The 19,700-nt window shown below is 73.5% G+C and carries 12 protein-coding genes; 7 read left to right on the top strand and 5 right to left on the bottom strand.

What is annotated here, in order from left to right; genetic code table 11:
* Positions 1–468 precede the first annotated feature (468 nt).
* Positions 469–1,026, bottom strand: a complete 558-nt coding sequence (locus tag AB0F29_RS27065; protein ID WP_007456156.1) for a MarR family transcriptional regulator — start codon at positions 1,024–1,026, stop codon at positions 469–471.
* Between the two features lie 165 nt (positions 1,027–1,191).
* Between AB0F29_RS27065 and AB0F29_RS27060 the strand changes: the two genes are divergently transcribed.
* Positions 1,192–2,598 carry an MFS transporter gene (locus tag AB0F29_RS27060; RefSeq protein ID WP_361876913.1) on the top strand — a complete coding sequence of 469 codons (1,407 nt, stop codon included), beginning with the start codon at positions 1,192–1,194 and terminating at the stop codon, positions 2,596–2,598.
* Positions 2,599–2,611: 13 nt separating this feature from the next.
* Here the strand turns inward: AB0F29_RS27060 and AB0F29_RS27055 are convergent, their stop codons facing one another.
* Both AB0F29_RS27055 and AB0F29_RS27050 read right to left on the bottom strand, forming a co-directional pair.
* Positions 2,612–4,408, bottom strand: a complete 1,797-nt coding sequence (locus AB0F29_RS27055) for an ATP-binding SpoIIE family protein phosphatase (RefSeq protein WP_361876886.1) — start codon at positions 4,406–4,408, stop codon at positions 2,612–2,614.
* 383 nt (positions 4,409–4,791) lie between these two features.
* Positions 4,792–6,252 carry an NAD(P)/FAD-dependent oxidoreductase gene (locus tag AB0F29_RS27050; protein WP_361876883.1) on the bottom strand — a complete coding sequence of 487 codons (1,461 nt, stop codon included), beginning with the start codon at positions 6,250–6,252 and terminating at the stop codon, positions 4,792–4,794.
* Positions 6,253–6,668: 416 nt separating this feature from the next.
* On the opposite strand from AB0F29_RS27050, the gene AB0F29_RS27045 reads away from it, so the two are divergent.
* Both AB0F29_RS27045 and AB0F29_RS27040 read left to right on the top strand, forming a co-directional pair.
* Positions 6,669–7,550 (top strand): helix-turn-helix domain-containing protein, encoded by an 882-nt coding sequence (locus tag AB0F29_RS27045; RefSeq protein WP_361876879.1) that lies wholly within the window; start codon positions 6,669–6,671, stop codon positions 7,548–7,550.
* Positions 7,551–7,906: 356 nt separating this feature from the next.
* A complete protein-coding gene (locus AB0F29_RS27040) occupies positions 7,907–9,919 on the top strand; it encodes a sigma-70 family RNA polymerase sigma factor (RefSeq protein WP_361876876.1) in 2,013 nt (670 codons plus the stop codon).
* Between the two features lie 122 nt (positions 9,920–10,041).
* On the opposite strand, the gene AB0F29_RS27035 is transcribed toward AB0F29_RS27040, so the two are convergent.
* Positions 10,042–12,153 carry an asparagine synthase-related protein gene (locus AB0F29_RS27035; protein WP_361876873.1) on the bottom strand — a complete coding sequence of 704 codons (2,112 nt, stop codon included), beginning with the start codon at positions 12,151–12,153 and terminating at the stop codon, positions 10,042–10,044.
* Between the two features lie 854 nt (positions 12,154–13,007).
* Between AB0F29_RS27035 and AB0F29_RS27030 the strand changes: the two genes are divergently transcribed.
* The 4 genes from AB0F29_RS27030 to AB0F29_RS27015 all read left to right on the top strand — a co-directional run bounded on the left by AB0F29_RS27030 (position 13,008) and on the right by AB0F29_RS27015 (position 18,613).
* Positions 13,008–14,597: a sporulation protein gene (locus AB0F29_RS27030; protein ID WP_361876871.1), complete on the top strand. Its 1,590-nt coding sequence runs from the start codon at positions 13,008–13,010 to the stop codon at positions 14,595–14,597.
* 243 nt (positions 14,598–14,840) lie between these two features.
* Positions 14,841–16,097, top strand: a complete 1,257-nt coding sequence (gene lhgO / locus AB0F29_RS27025) for an L-2-hydroxyglutarate oxidase (RefSeq protein ID WP_361876868.1) — start codon at positions 14,841–14,843, stop codon at positions 16,095–16,097.
* Entirely contained in the window at positions 16,090–17,034 is a 945-nt protein-coding gene (gene trmB, locus AB0F29_RS27020; protein ID WP_361876865.1) for a tRNA (guanosine(46)-N7)-methyltransferase TrmB, read from the top strand. Before lhgO ends, trmB begins: the two co-directional genes overlap by 8 nt.
* Before the next feature lie 73 nt (positions 17,035–17,107).
* Positions 17,108–18,613 (top strand): PrsW family intramembrane metalloprotease, encoded by a 1,506-nt coding sequence (locus tag AB0F29_RS27015; protein ID WP_361876862.1) that lies wholly within the window; start codon positions 17,108–17,110, stop codon positions 18,611–18,613.
* 98 nt (positions 18,614–18,711) lie between these two features.
* Here the strand turns inward: AB0F29_RS27015 and AB0F29_RS27010 are convergent, their stop codons facing one another.
* Positions 18,712–19,656: an aldo/keto reductase gene (locus AB0F29_RS27010; RefSeq protein ID WP_361876859.1), complete on the bottom strand. Its 945-nt coding sequence runs from the start codon at positions 19,654–19,656 to the stop codon at positions 18,712–18,714.
* Between the last annotated feature and the right edge of the window lie 44 nt (positions 19,657–19,700).

The following is a 19,700-nucleotide window of genomic DNA, read 5'->3' as shown; positions in this document are numbered from 1 at the left end:
CCCTTCGTTTACTTCTTTGTCTTGCTGTCCTGCTGTCTTGCGTTTCCGACTCTATCAGACTCTTTCGTGTCCGATTCCCGGTCGAAGCGGGTCTCACATCTCGCTTTCCAGGTCCTCCGCTTTCGCGTTCTCCCTTTCCGGCGAGTCCGACTCTATCAGATCCTTTCGGGCCTGATTCCCAGTCAGCGGGGTTTGTCTTCCCGGCTGTTGGGCCGTTCCGACGATCAAACTCTAGCGGATTCTCCCGGCGGCTCATAATTGGGCCTTCGTCATGAATTCCGGCATGCCGAAATCATCCCGAGTGGGAGATCGTGCTGAAGTTTGGTTGCCGCGTTTGCGGCGGGATCGGCTGCCCCGGAACCTCGGGCTCCGTGACAACTCGGAGAACTTTACGGATCCACCAGGGGTGTGTCAACCCTCCCCCGGCGGCCTCCGCAGAGCTTCATTCCTGGCTGTCGTCCCGGCCGTTCAGTCCAGGTCGGTGAGCCGGCCGCCGGCGTCCGGCTGCGCGTGTTCCACCCGGCGCAGCAGGCGGACCAGCAGCTCGCCGAGGACACCGCGCTCATCGCCGGAGAGGTCCTGGAGGAGGTCCTCCTCGAAGTCGCTCGCCATGCGCATCGCCTCGAGCCACTTCGTACGGCCTTCGTCGGTCAGCTCGACGATGACGCGGACCCGGTTGTTCTCGTCGCGGTCGCGGGTGACCAGACCCTCACCGGCCATCCGGTCGATGCGATGCGTCATGGCGGCCGGGGTGAGGCCTAGGCGCTTCGCCAGTTCGCCGGGGCCCAGACGGTAGGGAGCGCCTGCCAGGACCAGGGTCTTGAGGACCTCCCACTCTGCGTTGCTGATGCCGAGCGCGGCGACCTGTCTCCCGTACGCGACGTTCATCCGGCGGTTCAGTCGGCCCAGTGCGGAGACGACCTGTTCGACCTGCGGGTCGAGGTCGCGGAACTCGCGCTGGTAGGCGGCGATCTGTTCGTCGAGGCTCGGCTCGCTGGGGCCGGGCTCCTCGGTGCTCTCAGACATGGCGGGCAGTATGGCACGCCCCCACCCCCTGAAGTCCTTCACTCTGTAGTTTTCACCTTCTAAGTTTAGTGCTAAAGTCTTCGAGTCTGATTTCTTCGTGCCAGGTCTCGACGCTCCGCGATCGAGGCCTTCGAGTTCTTGAGGTAGGTGAGTGTGACCAGGGAGATGGGCGCAGCGCTGCGGCGGATCCAGCTGGGCAGCGCGCTGAGCGCGTTCGGGCTCGGGTTCACCGTCCCGTATCTGTACGTCTACGTGGCGCAGGTGCGGGATCTGGGCGCCGGGACGGCGGGGGTCGTCCTGGCAGCCTTCGCGATGGCAGCGCTGGCCGTTCTGCCGTTCACCGGGCGTGCCATCGACCGGCGGGGCCCGTTGCCCGTGCTGGCGGTGGCCTCCGTTCTGGCCTCCGTGGGCGCGGCGGCGCTCGGGTTCGCGAGCAGTGTTCCGGCAGCCGTGCTGTCCGCCGCTGTCCTGGGCGCGGGCACCGCCGTCATGCAGCCGGCCCTCGCCACGATGCTCGTGTGGTGCTCCAGCACCGCGACCCGTACGCGGGCCTTCGCCACGCAGTTCTTCCTGCAGAACCTGGGGCTCGGCCTCGGCGGGCTCGTCGGCGGACAGCTGGTGGACGTGGACCGTCCGGCGAGCTTCACGATGCTGTTCCTGATCGAGGCCGTGATGTTCGTGGTGCTCGGCGTCGTGGTGACGACCGTGCGGATGCCCCGTCCGGCCTCGCTCGGCGGGACCCGTCCGGCGGACGGGTCCGCGGCGAAGGGCGGGCTGCGGGCGCTGCTCTCGCACCGGGCCATGGTGCAGCTGTGTGTACTGGGGTTCGTCCTGTTCTTCGCCTGCTACGGGCAGTTCGAGTCCGGCCTGGCCGCGTACGGCACGGAGGCCGCCGGGATCGAGCCGTCCACCCTCGGTTTCGCCCTGGCCGCCAACACCGCCGTCATCGTCGTGGCGCAGTTCGTCGTACTGCGGCTGGTGGAGCGGCGGCGGCGCAGCCGGGTCATCGCCGCGGTCGGCCTGATCTGGGCGTTCGCCTGGATCGTGGCGGGGTACGCGGGGCTGGGCCACGGCAGCCAGACCATGGCGACGGCCGCGTTCATCTCGACGTACGCGCTGTTCGGGCTGGGTGAGGCGATGCTCTCGCCGACCGTCGCCCCGCTGGTCGCCGATCTGGCGCCGGAGTCGATGGTCGGGCAGTACAACTCGGCGTTCGCCCTGTGCAAGCAGCTCGCGCTCGCGGTCGGTCCGGCCGTCGGCGGGCCGATGGGGGCGTCGCTGCACGGCCCGTACATCGTGACGTTCGTGCTGTTCTCGCTGGGCATCACCTGGCTCGCCCTGCGGCTGGGGCGCCGGCTCACCCCCGTACAGGACCAGCCGTCGCTCGCAGGCGTCCCGTCGCGGGTGGTGGCGGTGTCACTGTCCGAGGGCGGAACCGGTGCGGAGAGCGCGACCAGTGGATCCGCCGGCACCGGATCCGCCGGCACCGGGCCCGGGACCACCGGGTCTGCTACCACCGGATCCGGGTCGCCCTCGGCTTCCGCCCCGGTGTCCGCGCCCGCCGGTCGCTGAAGGAGCGATCCGCTCACCGCGGCAGGGCGAACTCGCACCAGACCGCCTTGCCGCCGCCCGGCGTTCGCCGACTGCCCCACGAGGTGGCGATCGAGGCGATGATCGAGATGCCGCGCCCCGCCTCGTCCGCGGGTTCGGCCTGGCGGCGGCGCGGCAGGTGGTCGTCGCCGTCGGTGACCTCGATGATCAGTCGGCGGTCCGTACGGCGCAGTCCCAGGCGCATCGGCGGGGTGCCGTGCTGGAGGGAGTTCGCGACCAGTTCGCTGGTGGCGAGGACGCCCAGGTCACGGAGCTCGACGGGGAAGCGCCAGGAGGTCAGGACCCCGGTGGCGAAGGCGCGGGCGCGCGGGGCGGCCTCGACGCCGCCGAGGAGATCGAGCGCGGCGTTGTGGAACAGCTCCGCGTTCGCTCCCGTACGGGCGGGGTGCTGGACCACCAGGACCGCCACGTCGTCGTCGTGCTCGGCGGTCACGCCGAGGGAGCGGATCAGCCGGTCGCAGACCACCTGCGGTGATCCCTTGGCGCCGGAGAGGGCGCGGGCCAGTGAGGCGACGCCCTCGTCGATGTCCTCGCTGCGCCGTTCGACCAGGCCGTCCGTATAGAGGACCGCGGTGGAACCGGGCGGCAGCGCGATGGTGCCGGAGGTGTGGACCCAGCCGCCGGTGCCGAGCGGGGGGCCGGTGGGGTCGGCGGCCCGGTGGACGGTGCCGTTCTCGTCGCGGACGAGGATCGGGAGGTGTCCGGCGGAGGCGTAGACGAGCTGCCCCTCGTTCGGATCGTGGACGGCGTAGACGCAGGTCGCGATCTGGCTGGCGTCGATCTCCGCGGCGAGGCCGTCCAGCAGCTGGATCACCTCGTGCGGCGGGAGATCGAGCCGGGCGTAGGCGCGGACGGCGGTGCGGAGCTGGCCCATCACGGCTGCGGCCCTCACCCCTCGGCCCATCACGTCGCCGATGACCAGGGCGGTGCGGCCCGCGCCGAGGGTGATGACGTCGTACCAGTCGCCGCCCACCGCGGCGTCGGTTCCGCCGGGCTGGTAGGTGGCGGCGATGCGGAGGTCGTCGGGCTGTTCCAGCTCCTGCGGGAGCAGGGAGCGCTGGAGGGTGACGGCCGTTTCGCGGTGGCGGCGCTCGCTGGTGCGCAGGCGTTCGGCGGCTTCGGCGTGGTCGGTGACGTCAGCGGCGTACACGAGGACGCCGCCCGCTCCCTTGCCGTCGGTCCGGCCGTCGCGCTTGTCGCCTCCCTTCTCCCCCTTCTCTGCCTTGTCTGCTTTCTCTGCTTTCTCTGCCTTGTCTTCCTTGCTTCCCCTGCCTCCCTCGTCCTCCGCGTTGCCCCAGGCGGCGACGGGGGTGCAGGTCACCGTGTACGAACCGCCCTCGGCGGTCCTGCGGGACTTGACCGTACGGGCGGTGCCGCTGCGCAGGACCTGGTCGAGCAGCGGAACCACGCTGAGCTGGGCGAGCTCGGGCATGGCCTCGGCCGCGGGAACGCCGCACGGGCGGGTGCCGAACGCGGCCTCGTACGCGTCGTTGACGTAGGCGATGCGGTGATCCGGGCCGTGCAGCAGGGCGACGGGGGCGGGCAGCCGGCCGAGGATCTCGCGGGCGGAGAGGTCGTCGAGGGCGGGCCCGGGGAGGGCCTCCGTCGAGGCGGGGCCGGAAGGCGCCGGGGAGGCGTCGTCCGGCGGGGCGGGCGAGCCGTCCGCCCGGGCGTACTCGGCTCGGGCCGCCGGCACGGAACTACGGTCGTCCCGTGCGGCGGCTCGGCGCTGCGTTCCGGGAAGGCGGGCGCTCCAACGCGTGAAGTTCACGGTATTTCTGGCCTCGTGTGTCGGTCTGGTCCGCTCGGGCGGGCTGCTTCTTCTGCCGTGTTCACGGGCACCGGGGGCCGTACCCCCGGGCAGGCGCAGCCGGGCCTCGCCGTTCTGGTGGTGCGTCGCTGCTGGTCACTGTTGGTCACTGCCGACCGGGTCACTCTGTGCAGGTGTGGGCCCACCTATGGTCACACGTCCAGTGTGACCGACCGTACTGACAGTCGTTGCCCCATCGCCGTTCCGACCCTCGGTCGGTCCGGTGCCGGCCGCGGCCGGAGGTGCGGCCGGAGGTGCGGCCGGAGGTGCGGCCGGAGGTGCGGCCGGAGCCTTCGTCGGCTGCCCCGGCGGGGCAGCGCGGGGGCCGTCCTGCCGGCTGCCCGTCAGCTGCCCGTCCGGGGTTCGTCCGCCTGGCGGTCGTCCGGTTCTCCGGGCCCCTCCCGGCGGCCGGGGCCCGGGAGTCCCGGGGTGCCGGAGCCACCGCCCGCCGCGAGCTCGAACTCGGCGCGGGGGTGCTCCAGCGAACCGAGGGAGACGATCTCGCGTTTGAAGAGCCCGGACAGGGTCCATTCGGCAAGGACGCGCGCCTTCCGGTTGAACGTCGGGACCCGGCTGAGGTGGTACGCACGGTGCATCAGCCAGGCGGGGTAGCCCTTGAACTTGCGGCCGTAGACGTGGGCGACGCCCTTGTGCAGGCCGAGGGAGGCGACCGATCCGACGTACGCGTGCCGGTACTCCTCGAGCGGCCGGCCGTCGATCGAGGCGAGGACGTTGTCGGCGAGGACCTTCGCCTGGCGCACCGCGTGCTGGGCGTTGGGGGCGGTCTCGCGCCCCGGTTCGGACGCGGTCAGGTCGGGTACGGCCGCGGCGTCGCCGGCTGCCCAGGCGTGCGGCATGTCCTCGACGCCGAGGGTGGCGGTGCAGCGGAGCCGGCCGCGTTCGGTGAGGGGCAGGTCGGTGGCGGCCAGCAGCGGGGCCGGTTTGACCCCCGCGGTCCACACGAGGGTGCGGGTGGGGAAGCGGGAGCCGTCGCTGAGGACGGCGACGCGGTCCTCGCAGGTTTCGAGGCGGGTTTCGAGGCGTACGTCGATGTTCCGGCCGCGCAGCTCCCCGATCGCGTACGTACCCATGGTCTCGCCGACCTCGGGGAGGATCCGCCCCGAGGCCTCGACCAGGATCCACCTCAGGTCGGCCGGCTTGATGTTGTGGTAGTACCGCGCCGTGTAGCGGGCCATGTCCTCCAGTTCGGCCAGCGCCTCCACGCCCGCGTAGCCGCCGCCGACGAAGACGAAGGTGAGAGCGGCGTCGCGGATCGCGGGGTCCCGGGTCGCGGAGGCGATGTCCATCTGCTCGATGACGTGGTTGCGCAGCCCGATGGCCTCCTCGACGGTCTTGAAACCGATGCCGAATGCGGCCAGGCCGGGGACGGGCAGGGTGCGCGAGACGGACCCGGGGGCGATGACGATCTCGTCGTACCCGATCTCCAGCGCTCCGGTGCCGTCCTCACCGGTGGCGAGGGTGGTGACGGTCGCGGTCCGTTTGGCGTGGTCGACGCGCTGGGCCTCGCCGATGACGATCGTGCAGTCCTTCAGGACGCGGCGCAGCGGCACGACCACATGGCGCGGCGAGATCGAGCCGGCGGCCGCTTCGGGGAGGAAGGGCTGGTACGTCATGTACGGCTCCGGCGTGACGACCACGATCTCGGCCTCGCCGCTCCTCAGTCTCTGCTTCAACTTCCGTTGGAGACGCAGCGCTGTGTACATCCCGACGTAGCCACCGCCGACGACGAGAATGCGCACACCTGGCCGGGTGCCGGGGGTCGTCCCCGGGGAATCTGGAGCCATCACCACCCCATGACGCAACGGAGTCAGTGGTTTGTCCACAGGCCCGGCAAATTGTGTGACCGGAGGTTCCTCGACGGCACTGGGGGCGCGTGGTCGGTGAGGGGCGACAGCCGCGCAGGTCAGGCAGGGCGCACGGGGTGAGTGGAGGGGCGATGTTCCGGTGTGGATCGGATCTTGGTCCGATCGGGGGGCGCTCCATGCGGAACTACCCCCTTCTGAATTGACGCAGGCTCAACTATGTTCGTAACCCGTCGGGGTGTCGGGTGCGGATTTCGTTGTGCTCCGCTCCCCGGCCGAAAACGGCGGGAAGTCTCCGGGGGGAGACGTCATAACCGGGGGAAGTTATGCATATTCAGGATAAGCATGGCCAGACTGCGCTCTCTCGCGCGTCCGAGGGCCAAGGACGCCTCGGCTCCGTGGGCGCGCTCGGCGTCATGAGCTCGGCGGACGCCGTTCGTTCCGCGGCGGCGGTGAGTGCCTCGGCGATGGGTTCGACCGCTGCGGGACACGCCCCGAGCGGGGCGACGACGTCGGGAACGGCGACGGTCGGAGCCGCGGGGACCGCGGCAACCGCGGGCACGCCGCGCTCGGCTCCGCTGCGCGTCGACGCGCAGCGGAATCTGGAGCATGTGCTGCGGGCGGCTCGCGAGGTGTTCGGGGAGCTGGGTTACGGCGCTCCGATGGAGGACGTGGCGCGTCGCGCGCGCGTCGGCGTGGGCACCGTCTACCGGCGGTTCCCGAGCAAGGACGTGCTGGTGCGCCGGATAGCCGAGGAGGAGACCTCCCGGCTGACCGAGCAGGCGCGTACGGCGCTGGGGCAGGAGGAGAAGCCCTGGTCGGCGCTCTCCCGCTTTCTGCGTACGTCCGTGGCGTCGGGCGCGGGCAGGCTGCTGCCGCCGCACGTGCTGCGGGTCGGGGTCGACGGGGAGGAGCCGGGCGTGCCGGCGGCTTCCGGGGCGACGTCGGCTCCGGGCGCGGTGGACGAGACCCGCGTTCCGCAGCAGCGGCAGGGAGTGGGCCAGGACGAGTTCCGCGTCGTCGGCCGGCGCTCCGGGGGCGCCGACGGGTTCGACGGGCTCGGTGAGGACACCGGCGCGGTCGAGCTGCTGGAGGTCGTGGGGCGGCTGGTCGACCGGGCGCGGGAATCCGGTGAGCTGCGCCGGGACGTGACGGTGGCCGATGTGCTGCTGGTCATCGCCACGGCGGCTCCTTCGCTGCCGGACGCCGCTCAGCAGGCCGCGGCTTCGGCCCGGTTGCTGGACATCCTGCTGGAGGGTCTGAGGTCGCGCCCGGCGTGACGTCCGGCCGCCCGCCCGCGGCCCCACGCGTTCCGCATCGGTCGTCCCGAGTCACGGTCGTCCCGAGTCACGGTCGTCCCGCTCGACTGTTCCGTCCGCTCCGCCCGCATGCCGGGCGAGGCGGACGGGCACGGGCGGGCGGTGAGGGCGGGCGCGCGGCCGGTGAGGGTGGCCGCTGAGCGGATTCGGGGGACGAATCAGCGGAGAATCATTCCCCGAAAGCAGGGCCTCTAGTACTCGCATGCGAGAAAACACCTCGGATGAGTGGTTGGCGGGGCTGAGAGGCCAGCGCGATTGAGCCATGTGGCAGTCTTGGCCGGTATTCGAGTCCGAGGGTGCATACGGGGGCTTCCGCGATGAGCGGTAACGAGCAGCAGGAAGAGCCGCTCGGTGAGATCGCAGCGGCCGAAAGGGACACGAAAGCGGACGGGCTGTCCGTCGGCCAGGTGCCGGCCCAGGCCGTGCGCGGCGGCTCGTCGGACGAGGCGGTTGAGGCGGTTGAGGGCGGCACCGTACTGCCCGGACCGTGGCCCGCCGTCGCCGAGGAGGACGCCTCCGGCGCGGCCGCCGCCCACGCCGTTCCGCAACAGCGCGCGGGCCGCGGTGGAGCCCCCGAAGTCGGGCTGTCCGACGCCCGGTTGATCGAGAACATGCGCGGCGGCGACGACCAGGCCTACGAGGAGCTGTTCCGGCGGCACGCGGCCGCCGTCCTGCGCTACGCCCGCAGCTGCTGCCGGGACGCGCACACCGCCGACGACCTGACGGCCGAGGTGTTCGCCCGCACGCTCCAGGCCGTACGGGGCGGAAAAGGGCCGACGGAAGCGGTCCGGGCCTATCTGATGACCGCCGTCCGCCATGTCGCCGCCGCCTGGACGAAGAGCGCGAAGCGTGAGCATCTGGTCGACGACTTCGCGGTGTTCGCCGCCCAGGCGTCCCGTTCCTCCGAGCTCTCCGACGACGACACCCTCGACCTCGGCGCCGACGTCCTCGCGATGCACGAGGCCGAGCAGACGATGGCCATGCAGGCGTTCCGGAGCCTCCCGGAGCGCTGGCAGGCGGTCCTGTGGCACACCACCGTGGAGGAGGAGTCGCCGAGCGAGATCGCCCCGCTGTTCGGCCTCACCGCCAACGCCACCGCCGTCCTGGCGAGCCGGGCCCGCGAAGGGCTCAAGCAGGCCTACCTCCAGGCCCACGTCAGCCAGGCGCTCACCACCGGCGGGGAGTGCGCGCAGTACGCCGACCGGCTGGGCGCCCACGCCCGGGGCGGCCTGCGGACCCGGGCCGAGCGCGGACTGCGCAAGCACCTCGACACCTGCGCCAGGTGCCGGGTGGCCGCGGGCGAGCTGGACCACGTGAACGCCGGGATTCCGGCGCTGCTGCCCGTCGCGGTCATCGGATGGTTCGCCGCCGGGTATGCGCTCAAGGCCGCGGGCATCGTGGCCGGCGGCGCTGCCGGGGCCGCCGGAGCGGGAGCCGCCGCGGCGGCCACCGGGTCCGGTTCCGCCGGTGGGGCCGCCGGGGGCGCCGCGGCCACCGAGGGGCTCGGCGCACCCGCCAAGGCGGGGATCGCCGCCGCCGTGGCGGTGGCCGCCGCGGCCGGTCTGGTGTGGGCGCTCGTCGGCGACGACCGGCCGAAGCCGGAGCCCAAGCCGGTCGCGAAGCCGCCGGTCGTGGCACCCGCCGTGCCCACGCCGCCTCCCCCGCCGCCGCCCCCGAAGCCGAAGCCGCCGGCCGCCCCCGCGCCGCCCGCACCCCCGGCCCCGCCCGCACCCCCGGCCCCGTCCGAGCCGCCCCCGAAGCCGACGCCGAGCCCCACGCCCTCCCCCGAGCCGCCGCCGAAACCCACGCCCCCGGCGCCGAGCCCGCCTCCGTCCCCGAAGCCGGCGCCGAAACCGCCGAAGCCGCCGAAACCCACGCCGCCCCCGCCCGCCCCGGAGGTGTACCAGGTCAGCGAGCTTGCGTACTCCGTCTTCGGCGACCGGAGCGAGCCGGAGGTCGTGATGGGGCAGAGCAGTTGGATCTGGCAGCGTTCCAACGTGTCCATCGCCTCCACCCGTTACGCGCACGGGGTGACCGTGCACGCCCGCTCCTCGGTGACCATCCAGCTGAACCGGCCCTGCACGCGCTACGAGGCCATGGTCGGCGTGGACGATCTGACCATGGGGCTCGGCGCGGTGCGCTTCTCCGTGTTCGGCGGGGACGGGGCCCGGCTGTGGCGCTCCCCGGTGATGGAGGGCGGCGATCCGGCCGTTCCGGTGAGCGTGAGCATCGCCGGCCAGTCCTCGATCCGCCTCGTGGTGGAGCCGGAGACGCCGTTCGGCGGGGTGGCTCTGGCCGACTGGGCGGAGTCCCGGATCAGCTGCGCCTGAGCCGTACGCACGCCCCGGCCGGGCTTCCCGGTGCCGCCTCCCGGCAATCGCCTCCCGGCAATCACTCTTCGGCAATCACTCTTCGGCAATCGCTTTTCGGCCAGGACTGGAGCCTGTTCCGGTCAGGGCTGGAGCGTGCGCCGGGCGGGGGCCACTCCGCCCGCGACCGCGCGCTGGCGCGGAGCGGCGGTGCCCGTCCAGCAGGTGCCGCGTCGGGTCACCAGACGGCGCAGCCACAGTTCGGTGGAGGCCAGGTCCGCCAGGCCGTCCAGGGGCAGCGGCTCGCCCTCGGAGGCGGCTCGTAGGGCCTTGCGAACCACCCTGGCCTCGACCAGGCCCGCGTCGGCCAGCAGCGGGGCGTCGAAGAGGGCCATCAGCTCCGGCAACGCGATGCGCAGGCCGGTGCGGGTGACGGCGGTGGAGGTGGCCTGGGAGGGCGTGCCCCAGCCCGGCGGCAGATCGTGGATACCCGCCCCGCCGAGCACCCGGCGCAGGATCGCGGCCCGGGCGCCGGGCTGGACGCGCAGCGACTCGGGCAGGGCGCGGGCCGCCCGCACGACCTGGTTGTCGAGGAACGGGGCGTGCAGCCGCTGGCTGCGGATCTCCGCCGCCTGTTCCAGGATCCGGTGGTCTGCGGCCCCCCGGGCGAGGGCGGCGCGGGCGCGGGCCTCCCCCGGGCGCTGCACGGAGGCGGGCCGGATCGCCGCCTCCTGGAGACGAACCGATACTTCGGCCAGCGCCTCCCCGGTCAGCCAGCGCGCCGCCGGCCCCGGTCGCGACCAGGCGAGGGCGGCGAGCGAGGCGTCGGCGGGGGTGGCGAGGTCGGGGGCGTGACGGTTGGCGTCGGGGAGGAGGCCGGCGGCGGACTCCAGGCCGGTGCGGTACGACGTACGGGCCAGGCGGCGGGCGGCGCGGTAGACGGTCAGCGGGACGAACAGGGAGTGTGCCGTGGGGCCTTCGGCCTTGGTGAGGGCGGCGACGGGGCGCAGCAGATGGCGTCTGCGCCGGTCCATCAGGAGGTCGGCGAGGCGGGCCGGGTGGGCGTCCAGGACCTGTCGGGCCCCGTGCCCGACGAGGTGGTCGGCGCTGCCCGCGGAGAGCCGGCGGCGGTGTCGTTCGGCGAGGACGAGCGAGGGGGCCGGCTCGTCGGTGAGCGCGCCGACCTCCAACGAGGCGTAGGGCAGGGCCTCTTCGCCCGCCGCGACGACCACGTGGTGCAGGCGTGGGTTGGCGGCGATGGCGCGGGCCCGCTCCAGCTCGTCCTCGTCGCCGCGGGTGGTGAGGTCGTTGAAGGTGACGGCGAGCAGCCGCTCCCCCGCGCCGGTGCCGTGGCCGAGGAGGGTGCCGGGGAGCCCGGGCAGTCCGGAGGCGAGCAGGGCGAGGGTGGCGGAGGCGCTGCCTCCGGAGAGGTCGGCGCCGATGCCCGCCACGGGTCCGCCCCGGGCCGCGCGCCGGTCGGCGGGGCCCATGCCGGGGACGGGCCCCGGGTCCGGCGGCTGGGATTCCGGAGCGTGGCGCGGGGCCGTGAGCCGGGCGCGTACGGCTTCGACGAGCGCGTCCCGTACGCCCTCCACGGCGTGCACCGGGTCGGCCTGGGGTGCGGCGACCGCGAGCGAGGCGACGGCCTCGTATCCGGTGATCTCCCGCGAGCCCTCCCGCAGGATGAGCGCGTGGCCCGGCGGGACCCGCTTCACGCCCACGTAGGGCGTGCCGTCGCCGAGGGCCTCGGGGGTCTCCGGGCAGGCGAGCAGGGCGGCGAGGTGCCCGATGTCGAGCTGGGCCTCGATGAGGTCGGCGAGCGGCAGGGCGGCGGTGGCGAAGGCGGTGCCGTTGGCCCAGGGGGTGTGGAAGACGGGCCGGGCTCCGGCCAGGTCACCCGCGACGGTGACGCGGCGGCCGATCTGCACGACGGCGGTGTAACTGCCGGGCCAGGCGGTGAGATGGCGCATCGCGCCGCCGCGTGCGGCGAGCAGCCCGACGCGCAGCTGCTCGTCGGTGGCGCCGCAGCAGCCGAGGACCGCGAGGCGGGCGGTGGGCGCCCCTTCGGGGGTCGCGAGGCCGATGACGCGGATCTCGTCGGGCCGCCAGTCGCCGACCGCCCATAGCGGATCCGGGTCTCCCCACAGGAGTTGGGAGCCCACGGGGTGAACCGTGCGCCCCTCTCCGCCGTTTCCGACGGCGCCGACGGTGCCGAAGCTCGCGGCGATACTGCTCCATCCCACCAACCAACGCATCGCCGCCTCCACAGGCTGTGGACAAACGGCGCACTTGACGAGCGAAACGCCGCTGCGGGACATGCTGCCACGACAATGCCGCAGGGGAGGGTGTACGGGCGGCGCACACCGGAAGAGCATGCGCCCCTGGCAAAGGCCCGGCGCGGTCTTCACCGCGACGACAGCAACGGAATTGCGGGTTCCGGGAGTTGCGGAGGCGGGGCCGTCCGGTCTCCGCGCCGCCCCGGCCCGCCCCCACGGAAGGGGAGGGGCCGGCGCCGCCCGGAAACAGCGCCGATATCCGGCCATAGTCGGACCGTTGGCCAGACCCTCACCGGACCGTCGCTATTCGGCCATTCTCTCGAAGCGCCACCCTGCGCGCATGTCGTGCCGCGCCCCCTGGCGGACCCTTCCACGCACAGTCCGGGAGGTGGGCCTCACCTCCCGGACCGGTCCACCGCCCGCGGGGAATGGAGCGGCGGTTTCCCCCAGCCCACTGAGTCCAGTGCAGCAGGCCGACCCACGCAGGTCCCAGACAAGCGTTCCGGCGATCGCCGGGCCAGAGCGCACGGCCGGGCGCACGGCCACACGCCGGGGGCACGCCGCACCCCGGCCCGGGCGCCGCCGCCCGGGCGGCCCGGACCGCCCGCACGGACAACAATCCCGCCATCCGGACGTCTGCCCCTTAACGGTAGGGATAGGGAGAACTACGCTGTGTTTACTGGATGTTCTCAGCAGGGGGGCATATTCCTCGGGGCTCAGCCACATGCGTGTGCAGGCGGAGTACGGAGGTTCGAACCTGGGGAGGCATCGGTACGAATGCCGCGCGCCGTCCTCGGTGACGCGGCGGCTGTCTGTGTGTCGAGGGGTGGCGCATGTCCAGGGAGCAACGCGGGCCGAACGAGAAGCTCGGCACGGTTCTCGCCCTCGCGGGAATCAGTAACGCCGGGCTCGCCCGGCGGGTCAACGACCTCGGAGCACAGCGCGGTCTGACACTTCGCTACGACAAGACCTCGGTGGCCCGGTGGGTCGCCAAGGGAATGGTGCCGCAGGGCGCGGCGCCGCATCTCATCGCCGCGGCGATCGGGGCCAAGCTCGGCCGGCCGGTCCCGCTGCACGAGATCGGTCTCGCCGACGCGGACCCGGCCCCGGAGGTCGGCCTGGCCTTCCCCCGGGACGTGGGTGAGGCGGTCCGGTCGGCGACCGAGCTGTACCGGCTGGATCTGGCCGGGCGGCGGGGCGGCGGCGGGATCTGGCAGTCCCTGGCGGGATCGTTCTCCGTGAGCGCCTACGCGACGCCCGCCTCGCGCTGGCTGATAACCCCCGCCGATCCGTCGGTGGCCCGGGACCCGACGGCGGCGCAGGCCGCCGTTCTCGGGGCGCGCGGCGGCGGACCGGGGAGCCCCGGCGGGGCCGGCGCCCGCGGGCCGGGAGCCGCGCCTGACGCCCGGGGCGCACACATCCTCCACACCGGCGGCTCCGCGCCCGGCGCGGCGGGCTCCGTCCCGCTCCAGCCCGGCCCGGAGTCCGTGGCGGACGCCTCACCGCTGCGGGTCGGGCACAGCGATGTGTCGAAGCTGCGCGAGGCGGCGCAGGACGCCCGGCGCTGGGACTCCAAGTACGGCGGGGGCGACTGGCGCTCCTCCATGGTTCCCGAGTGTTTACGCGTCGACGCCGCACCGCTGCTCCTCGGCTCGTACACCGACGAGGTCGGACGGGCCCTGTTCGGCGCGTCCGCCGAGCTGACCCGGCTGGCCGGCTGGATGGCCTTCGACACCGGCCAGCAAGAGGCCGCCCAGCGCTACTACATCCAGGCCCTGCGCCTGGCCCGGGCCGCCGCGGACGTCCCGCTCGGCGGCTATGTGCTCGCCTCGATGTCCCTCCAGGCGACCTACCGGGGCTTCGCCGACGAGGGGGTCGACCTCGCCCAGGCCGCCGTCGAGCGCAACCGCGGCCTCGCCACCGCCCGGACCATGAGCTTCTTCCGGCTGGTGGAGGCCCGCGCCCACGCGAAGGCCGGCGACGCGGCGGCCGCGGGGGCCGCGCTCAAGGGCGCGGAGAGCTGGCTGGAGCGGTCCCGGGCGGGCGACTCCGATCCGCCCTGGCTCGGCTTCTACGGCTACGACCGGTTCGCCGCCGACGCCGCCGAGTGCTACCGCGACCTGAAGGCGCCCCGGCAGGTGCGGCGCTTCACCGAGCAGGCGCTGTCCCGGCCGACCGAGGAGTTCGTCCGCAGCCACGGCCTGCGGCTCGTGGTCTCCGCCGTCGCCGAGCTGGAGTCGGGCAATCTGGACGCGGCCTGCGCGGCGGGCACCCGGGCGGTGGAGGTCGCCGGCCGGATCTCCTCGGCCCGTACCACGGAGTATGTGCGCGATCTGCTCCACCGCCTGGAGCCGTACGGGGACGAGCCCCGCGTCGCCGAGCTGCGGGAACGGGCCCGCCCGCTGCTGGTCACCCCGGGGTGACCAGCGCAGAGCCGGGCTGAACGGGCTGAACAGCGCAGAGCCGGGCTGAACCGGGGTGACCAGCGCAGAGCCGCGATGAGCAGGACTGAACTGGGCTGAACCGGGCCGAACCGGACGACGGAGGCCGCCCGGCGGGACCCGCTCCGGGGACCCGCCGGGCAGAGTGTGCGCCACGCCCTGCCCGGCTGGGGTTTGAGCCGGTTGTCAGTGGGTCAGTGCACTATCGGGGTGGGAGGTGGCGTGATGATGACGCACGCGGCGTACGACTGCGATGTGCTGGTGATCGGCGGCGGGATCGTCGGTCTGTCGACCGCGTACGCGCTTCTACGGTCCGCGCCGGGCACCAGAGTGACGGTCCTGGAGAAGGAGCGCGGCCCGGCTCGCCACCAGACCGGCCGCAACAGCGGCGTGGTCCACAGCGGCATCTACTACCGCCCCGGTTCCCTCAAGGCCCGGTACGCGCTGCGCGGCTCCGCCGAGCTGGCGGACTTCTGCGCCGAGCACTCCATCGCCCACGCCACCACCGGCAAGCTGATCGTCGCCACCGAGCGCTCCGAGCTGCCCCGGCTGCACGGCCTGGTGCAGCGCGGCCGCGAGCACGGACTGCCCGTGCGGGAGCTGGGCCCCGCCCAGATCGCGGAGTACGAGCCGGAGGTCCGGGGCCTCGCGGCGATCCGGGTCGGCACGACGGGCGTCTGCGACTTCACGGCCGTCGCCCGGCGCTTCGCCGCCGAGGTCACCGCCGCCGGCTCCATCGTGCGGTACGGCGCGGAGGTCACCGCGATAGACCGGCGCCCTTGGGGCGTCGCGGTGCGCACAGCGGACGGCACGGTGGTCCGGGCCAGGGTGCTGGTCAACTGCGCGGGCCTCCACAGCGACCGGGTGGCCGCTCTCGCCGGGGACGACCCGGGGGTGCGGATCGTGCCGTTCCGCGGCGAGTACTACACGCTGGCCCGCCCCGAGCTGGTGCGCGGCCTGGTCTACCCGGTGCCGGACCCGGCGTTCCCCTTCCTCGGCGTCCACCTCACCCGGGGCTTCGACGGCTCCGTCCACGTCGGGCCGAACGCGGTCCCCGCCCTGGCCCGTGAGGGATACACCTGGCCCCAGGTCCGCCCCGCCGAACTGCTGTCCACGCTGAGCTGGCCCGGCACCTGGCACATCGCCCGCAGACACTGGCGGTACGGGGCGGGCGAGGTGCACCGCTCGCTGTCCCGGTCCGCCTTCACCCGGGCCGTCCAGCGGCTGCTGCCCGCCGTCACCGAGGACGACCTGCTCCCGTCACCCGCCGGGGTCCGCGCCCAGGCGGTGCTGAAGGACGGCACGCTGGTCGACGACTTCCTGATCCGTGAGGCCCCGCACACCGTGCATGTGCTCAACGCTCCGTCGCCCGCCGCGACGGCGTGCCTGCCCATCGGCCGGGAGGTGGCACGGCTCGCGCTGCGCCGGGCTCAGGGGGCGGGGTGGAAGCCGCCCGCCGTAGAATCCGGTCATTGTGTCTGAGCAGCCTTTGAACCCCGCCCCCACCGAAGCGCCCGACGACGACGCGCCCCACACGGCGCCCGCCGGCACCGTTCCGACCGCCCCCACGCGGACCGGCTCCACCGCGGCCGGCTCCACCGCGGCCGACGCGCTCACCGACGCCGCGACCGACGTCTCGGCCGACGAAGCCGCCGCGCTGCGGGCCGCCTCCTTCGAGCGCGCGCGCCGGCTGCGCCAGGAGCCCCGCTTCCCCGGCGGCCCCGCCGCCGACCCCGCCGGTTCGCACCACGAGCGCCGGATCCGCAGCTTCCAGCCGCGCCGCAGCCGCGTCACGACCGGCCAGCAGGACGCCCTGGAGCGCCTGTGGCCGAAGTGGGGCCTGGACATCGACGGGCAGCGCGTCCTGGACCTGGCCGAGATGTTCGACGGTCTGCCCGTCGTCCTGGAGATCGGCTTCGGCATGGGCGAGGCCACCGCGCAGATGGCGGCCGACGATCCGGGCACCGGCATCCTCGCGGTCGATGTCCACACCCCCGGCCAGGGCAATCTGCTGGGCCTCGCGGACATGGCCGGCTCGACCAACGTACGGGTGGCCAACGGCGACGCGGTGATCCTGCTGCGCGAGATGCTGGCCCCCGAGTCGCTCGACGGCCTGCGGGTCTACTTCCCCGACCCCTGGCCCAAGGCCCGGCACCACAAGCGGCGCCTGATCCAGCCCGAGTTCCTGGACCTGGTGGCCCCGGTACTGAAGCCCGGCGCCATCGTCCACTGCGCGACCGACTGGGAGCCGTACGCCGAGCAGATGCTGGAGGTACTCACCGCACACCCCCGCTTCGCGAACACCGCGGCCGACAGCGGATACGCCCCGCGCCCCGCGTTCCGGCCGCTCACCCGCTTCGAGGGACAGGGCCTGGACAAGGGTCACGTCGTCCACGACCTGCTGTTCGCCCGCGTCTGACACACCGTGTGCGGCCACGTCCTGGCCGGATGCGCCGTCGCCGGGTGTCAGTGCTCCTCGTTAGGGTCGAGAGGTGTCCGACCCCTCCGTGCAGCATCAGCAGGCGCGACCCGCCGTCCCGGTCCTCCATGAGCGGCGGCTCGACGAGGTCCTGGGCGCCGCACCGGAGCGCGGCCGAGCGCGCTACCGGCCGCGCCGCGTCGGCATGGTGTGGCGCAGCAAGGTGTTCCGCGCCGGGGCCGTGATCGTGGCGCTCGTGCTGTGCGGGCTGGTGATCCTCGCCCTCGTCCGCGAACAGACCGGCCCGGAGGGGTTCCTCGTCGGCCTCGGTCTGGCCGTGCTGCCGGTCCCGCTGCTGATGGCGGCGTTCCGCTGGCTGGACCGGGTCGAGCCGGGCCCCTGGCGGAATCTGATCTTCTCCTTCGCCTGGGGCGCGTGCGCCGCCGCGCTCGTCGCGATCATCGCCAACTCGTTCGCGACGCGCTGGATAGCCACCGCGACGGCCGACCCGGCGAGCGCCGACACCCTGGGGGCGACGGTGATCGCCCCCGTGGTCGAGGAGAGCGCGAAGGCGGCGGCCGTGCTGCTGATCTTCCTGTTCCGCAGACGGGAGTTCAGCGGGGTGGTGGACGGTGTCGTCGTCGCCGGCTTCACCGCGACGGGCTTCGCCTTCACCGAGAACATCCTCTATCTGGGCAACGCCTTCGGCGAGGACCAGCAGCTGGGCAGCTCCGGGTTCGCCTCGGTGACGGCCGGGACGTTCTTCGTGCGGATCGTGATGTCGCCGTTCGCGCACCCCCTTTTCACGGTCCTCACCGGCCTCGGCTTCGGCTTCGCGGCCGTCAGCGCCCGCCGCCACCGGGTCCGCAGGATCGCCCTGCCGCTGCTCGGGCTGCTGCTGGCGATGGGTCTGCACGCCCTGTGGAACGGTTCGTCGTCCTTCGGCCCGTACGGCTTCTACGCGGTGTACGGGATCGTCATGGTCCCGGCGTTCGGCCTGGTGACCTGGCTGGCGATCTGGTCGCGCCAGCGGGAGCTGCGGGCTCTCGCGGCCGAGCTGCCCGCCTATGCGGCGGCCGGCTGGCTCACCCCCGCCGAGCCGTCGGCGCTCTCCTCCATGCGGGCCCGGGGCATGGCCCGCGACCTGGCCCGCCACTGGCAGCCGGACCGGACACGGGGCCGGGCGGCGGCCCGCGCGGTCGCGGAGTACGAGTCGTTCGCGACCTCCCTGGCGGGGCTGCGCCGCCGGGCCCGCCACGGCGCGGTGGGCCCGGACTTCGGCGCGCGGGAGCGGGAGTTGCTCCACCACCTCTGGCAGCGCCGGGAGTTCGCGGCCCCGGCCCTCACCCACGCGGCCCTCCTGACGGCCCGCCCGGGCACCCACCACGGCCACCCCATGCCGGCGCCGTACGGAAACGGAAACGGAAACGGAAACGGGTACGGGTACGGGCACAGCCCCGGGCAGACGCCCGGATACGGGCAGGCGCACGGGCACACACCGGGATACGGCCCCGCCGCCTACCCGCCGCCCCAGCCGTACGGCAGCGCACCCCCCAGCCACCGCCGCCCGCCGACGTAGCCGGAGCCGGAGCCGGAGCCACAGTCACCACCACGGCTTCGGCCTCCGCGAACGGCGGTTCCGTCCGGGGCGTCGCCCGGCGGCGGCGTCCGGCTCCGTCAGGCCGACGCCTCGGTGAGCAAGGCGAGTTCGCCGTCGGTCAGCCGCAGGTCGGCGACCGCGACGAGGGCGGGAAGCTGCTCGACCGTACGGGCGGAGGCGATCGGGGCGGCGACGGTCGGCTGTGCGGCGAGCCAGGCGAGGGCGACCGTGGCGATCTCGGCGTCCCGTTCCCCGGCGACCCGGTCCAGGGCGGCCAGCACCCTGCGGCCCTGCTCCGACTCCAGGTAGCCGCCCGCCTTCGCGGAGCGGGCGCTCTCCACGGCCGTACCGGGGCGGTACTTGCCGGTGAGGAAGCCGGAGGCGAGCGCGTAGTACGGGACGGCGGCGAGGCCGGCGCGGGCCGCGGTGTCCTGGAGATCGCCCTCGTAGGTGTCGCGGGAGACCAGGTTGTAGTGCGGCTGGAGCGCGACGTACCGGGCGAGGCCCTCGCGCTCGGAGAAGTCGAGGGAGGCCCGCAGGCGCTCGGGGCTGATGTTGGAAGCGGCGATGTGCCGCACCTTGCCGTCCTTCACCAGCTGGTCGAGGGCGGTGATGATCTCCTCGACCGGGACGGTCTCGTCGTCGAAGTGCGTGTAGTAGAGGTCGATGTGGTCGGTGCCGAGGCGGCGCAGCGATGCCTCGGCCGCGCCCTTGACGGTGCCGGCGGAAAGGCCCCGGTGGTCGGGGTGGGCGCCGGCCTTGGTGGCGACGACGATGTCGGACCGGTTGGAGCGGGAGGCGAGCCACTTGCCGATGACGGTCTCCGACTCACCGCCCTCGTTGCCCTCGACCCAGGCGGAGTACGCGTCGGCGGTGTCGATGAAGTTGCCGCCGGCCGCGACGTACGCGTCCAGGACGGCGAAGGACTGGTCCTCGTCCGCCGTCCAGCCGAAAACGTTGCCGCCGAGGGCGAGGGGGAAGACCTGGAGGTCAGAGGTGCCGAGAGTGCGCGCGGAAGTCATGTGGAGGTTCAACGGGCCGGGGCGGAGCCGGTATTCCGTCGCCC

This window comes from Streptomyces sp. NPDC026589 (assembly GCF_040638385.1).
Lineage (GTDB): Bacteria > Actinomycetota > Actinomycetes > Streptomycetales > Streptomycetaceae > Streptomyces.
The sequence above is the reverse complement of the archived record's forward strand: the minus strand, read 5'-3'. Positions and strand labels throughout refer to the sequence as shown.

Excerpts from the sequence above, each read along its gene's own strand:
- AB0F29_RS27040 (WP_361876876.1), top strand. The coding sequence starts at position 7,907 with ATGAGCGGTAACGAGCAGCAGGAAGAGCCGCTCGGTGAGATCGCAGCG.
- AB0F29_RS27035 (WP_361876873.1), bottom strand. The coding sequence starts at position 12,153 with ATGCGTTGGTTGGTGGGATGGAGCAGTATCGCCGCGAGCTTCGGCACC.
- AB0F29_RS27010 (WP_361876859.1), bottom strand. The coding sequence starts at position 19,656 with ATGACTTCCGCGCGCACTCTCGGCACCTCTGACCTCCAGGTCTTCCCC.
- lhgO (WP_361876868.1), top strand. The coding sequence starts at position 14,841 with ATGATGACGCACGCGGCGTACGACTGCGATGTGCTGGTGATCGGCGGC.
- AB0F29_RS27030 (WP_361876871.1), top strand. The coding sequence starts at position 13,008 with ATGTCCAGGGAGCAACGCGGGCCGAACGAGAAGCTCGGCACGGTTCTC.
- AB0F29_RS27060 (WP_361876913.1), top strand. The coding sequence starts at position 1,192 with ATGGGCGCAGCGCTGCGGCGGATCCAGCTGGGCAGCGCGCTGAGCGCG.
- AB0F29_RS27050 (WP_361876883.1), bottom strand. The coding sequence starts at position 6,252 with ATGGCTCCAGATTCCCCGGGGACGACCCCCGGCACCCGGCCAGGTGTG.
- AB0F29_RS27065 (WP_007456156.1), bottom strand. The coding sequence starts at position 1,026 with ATGTCTGAGAGCACCGAGGAGCCCGGCCCCAGCGAGCCGAGCCTCGAC.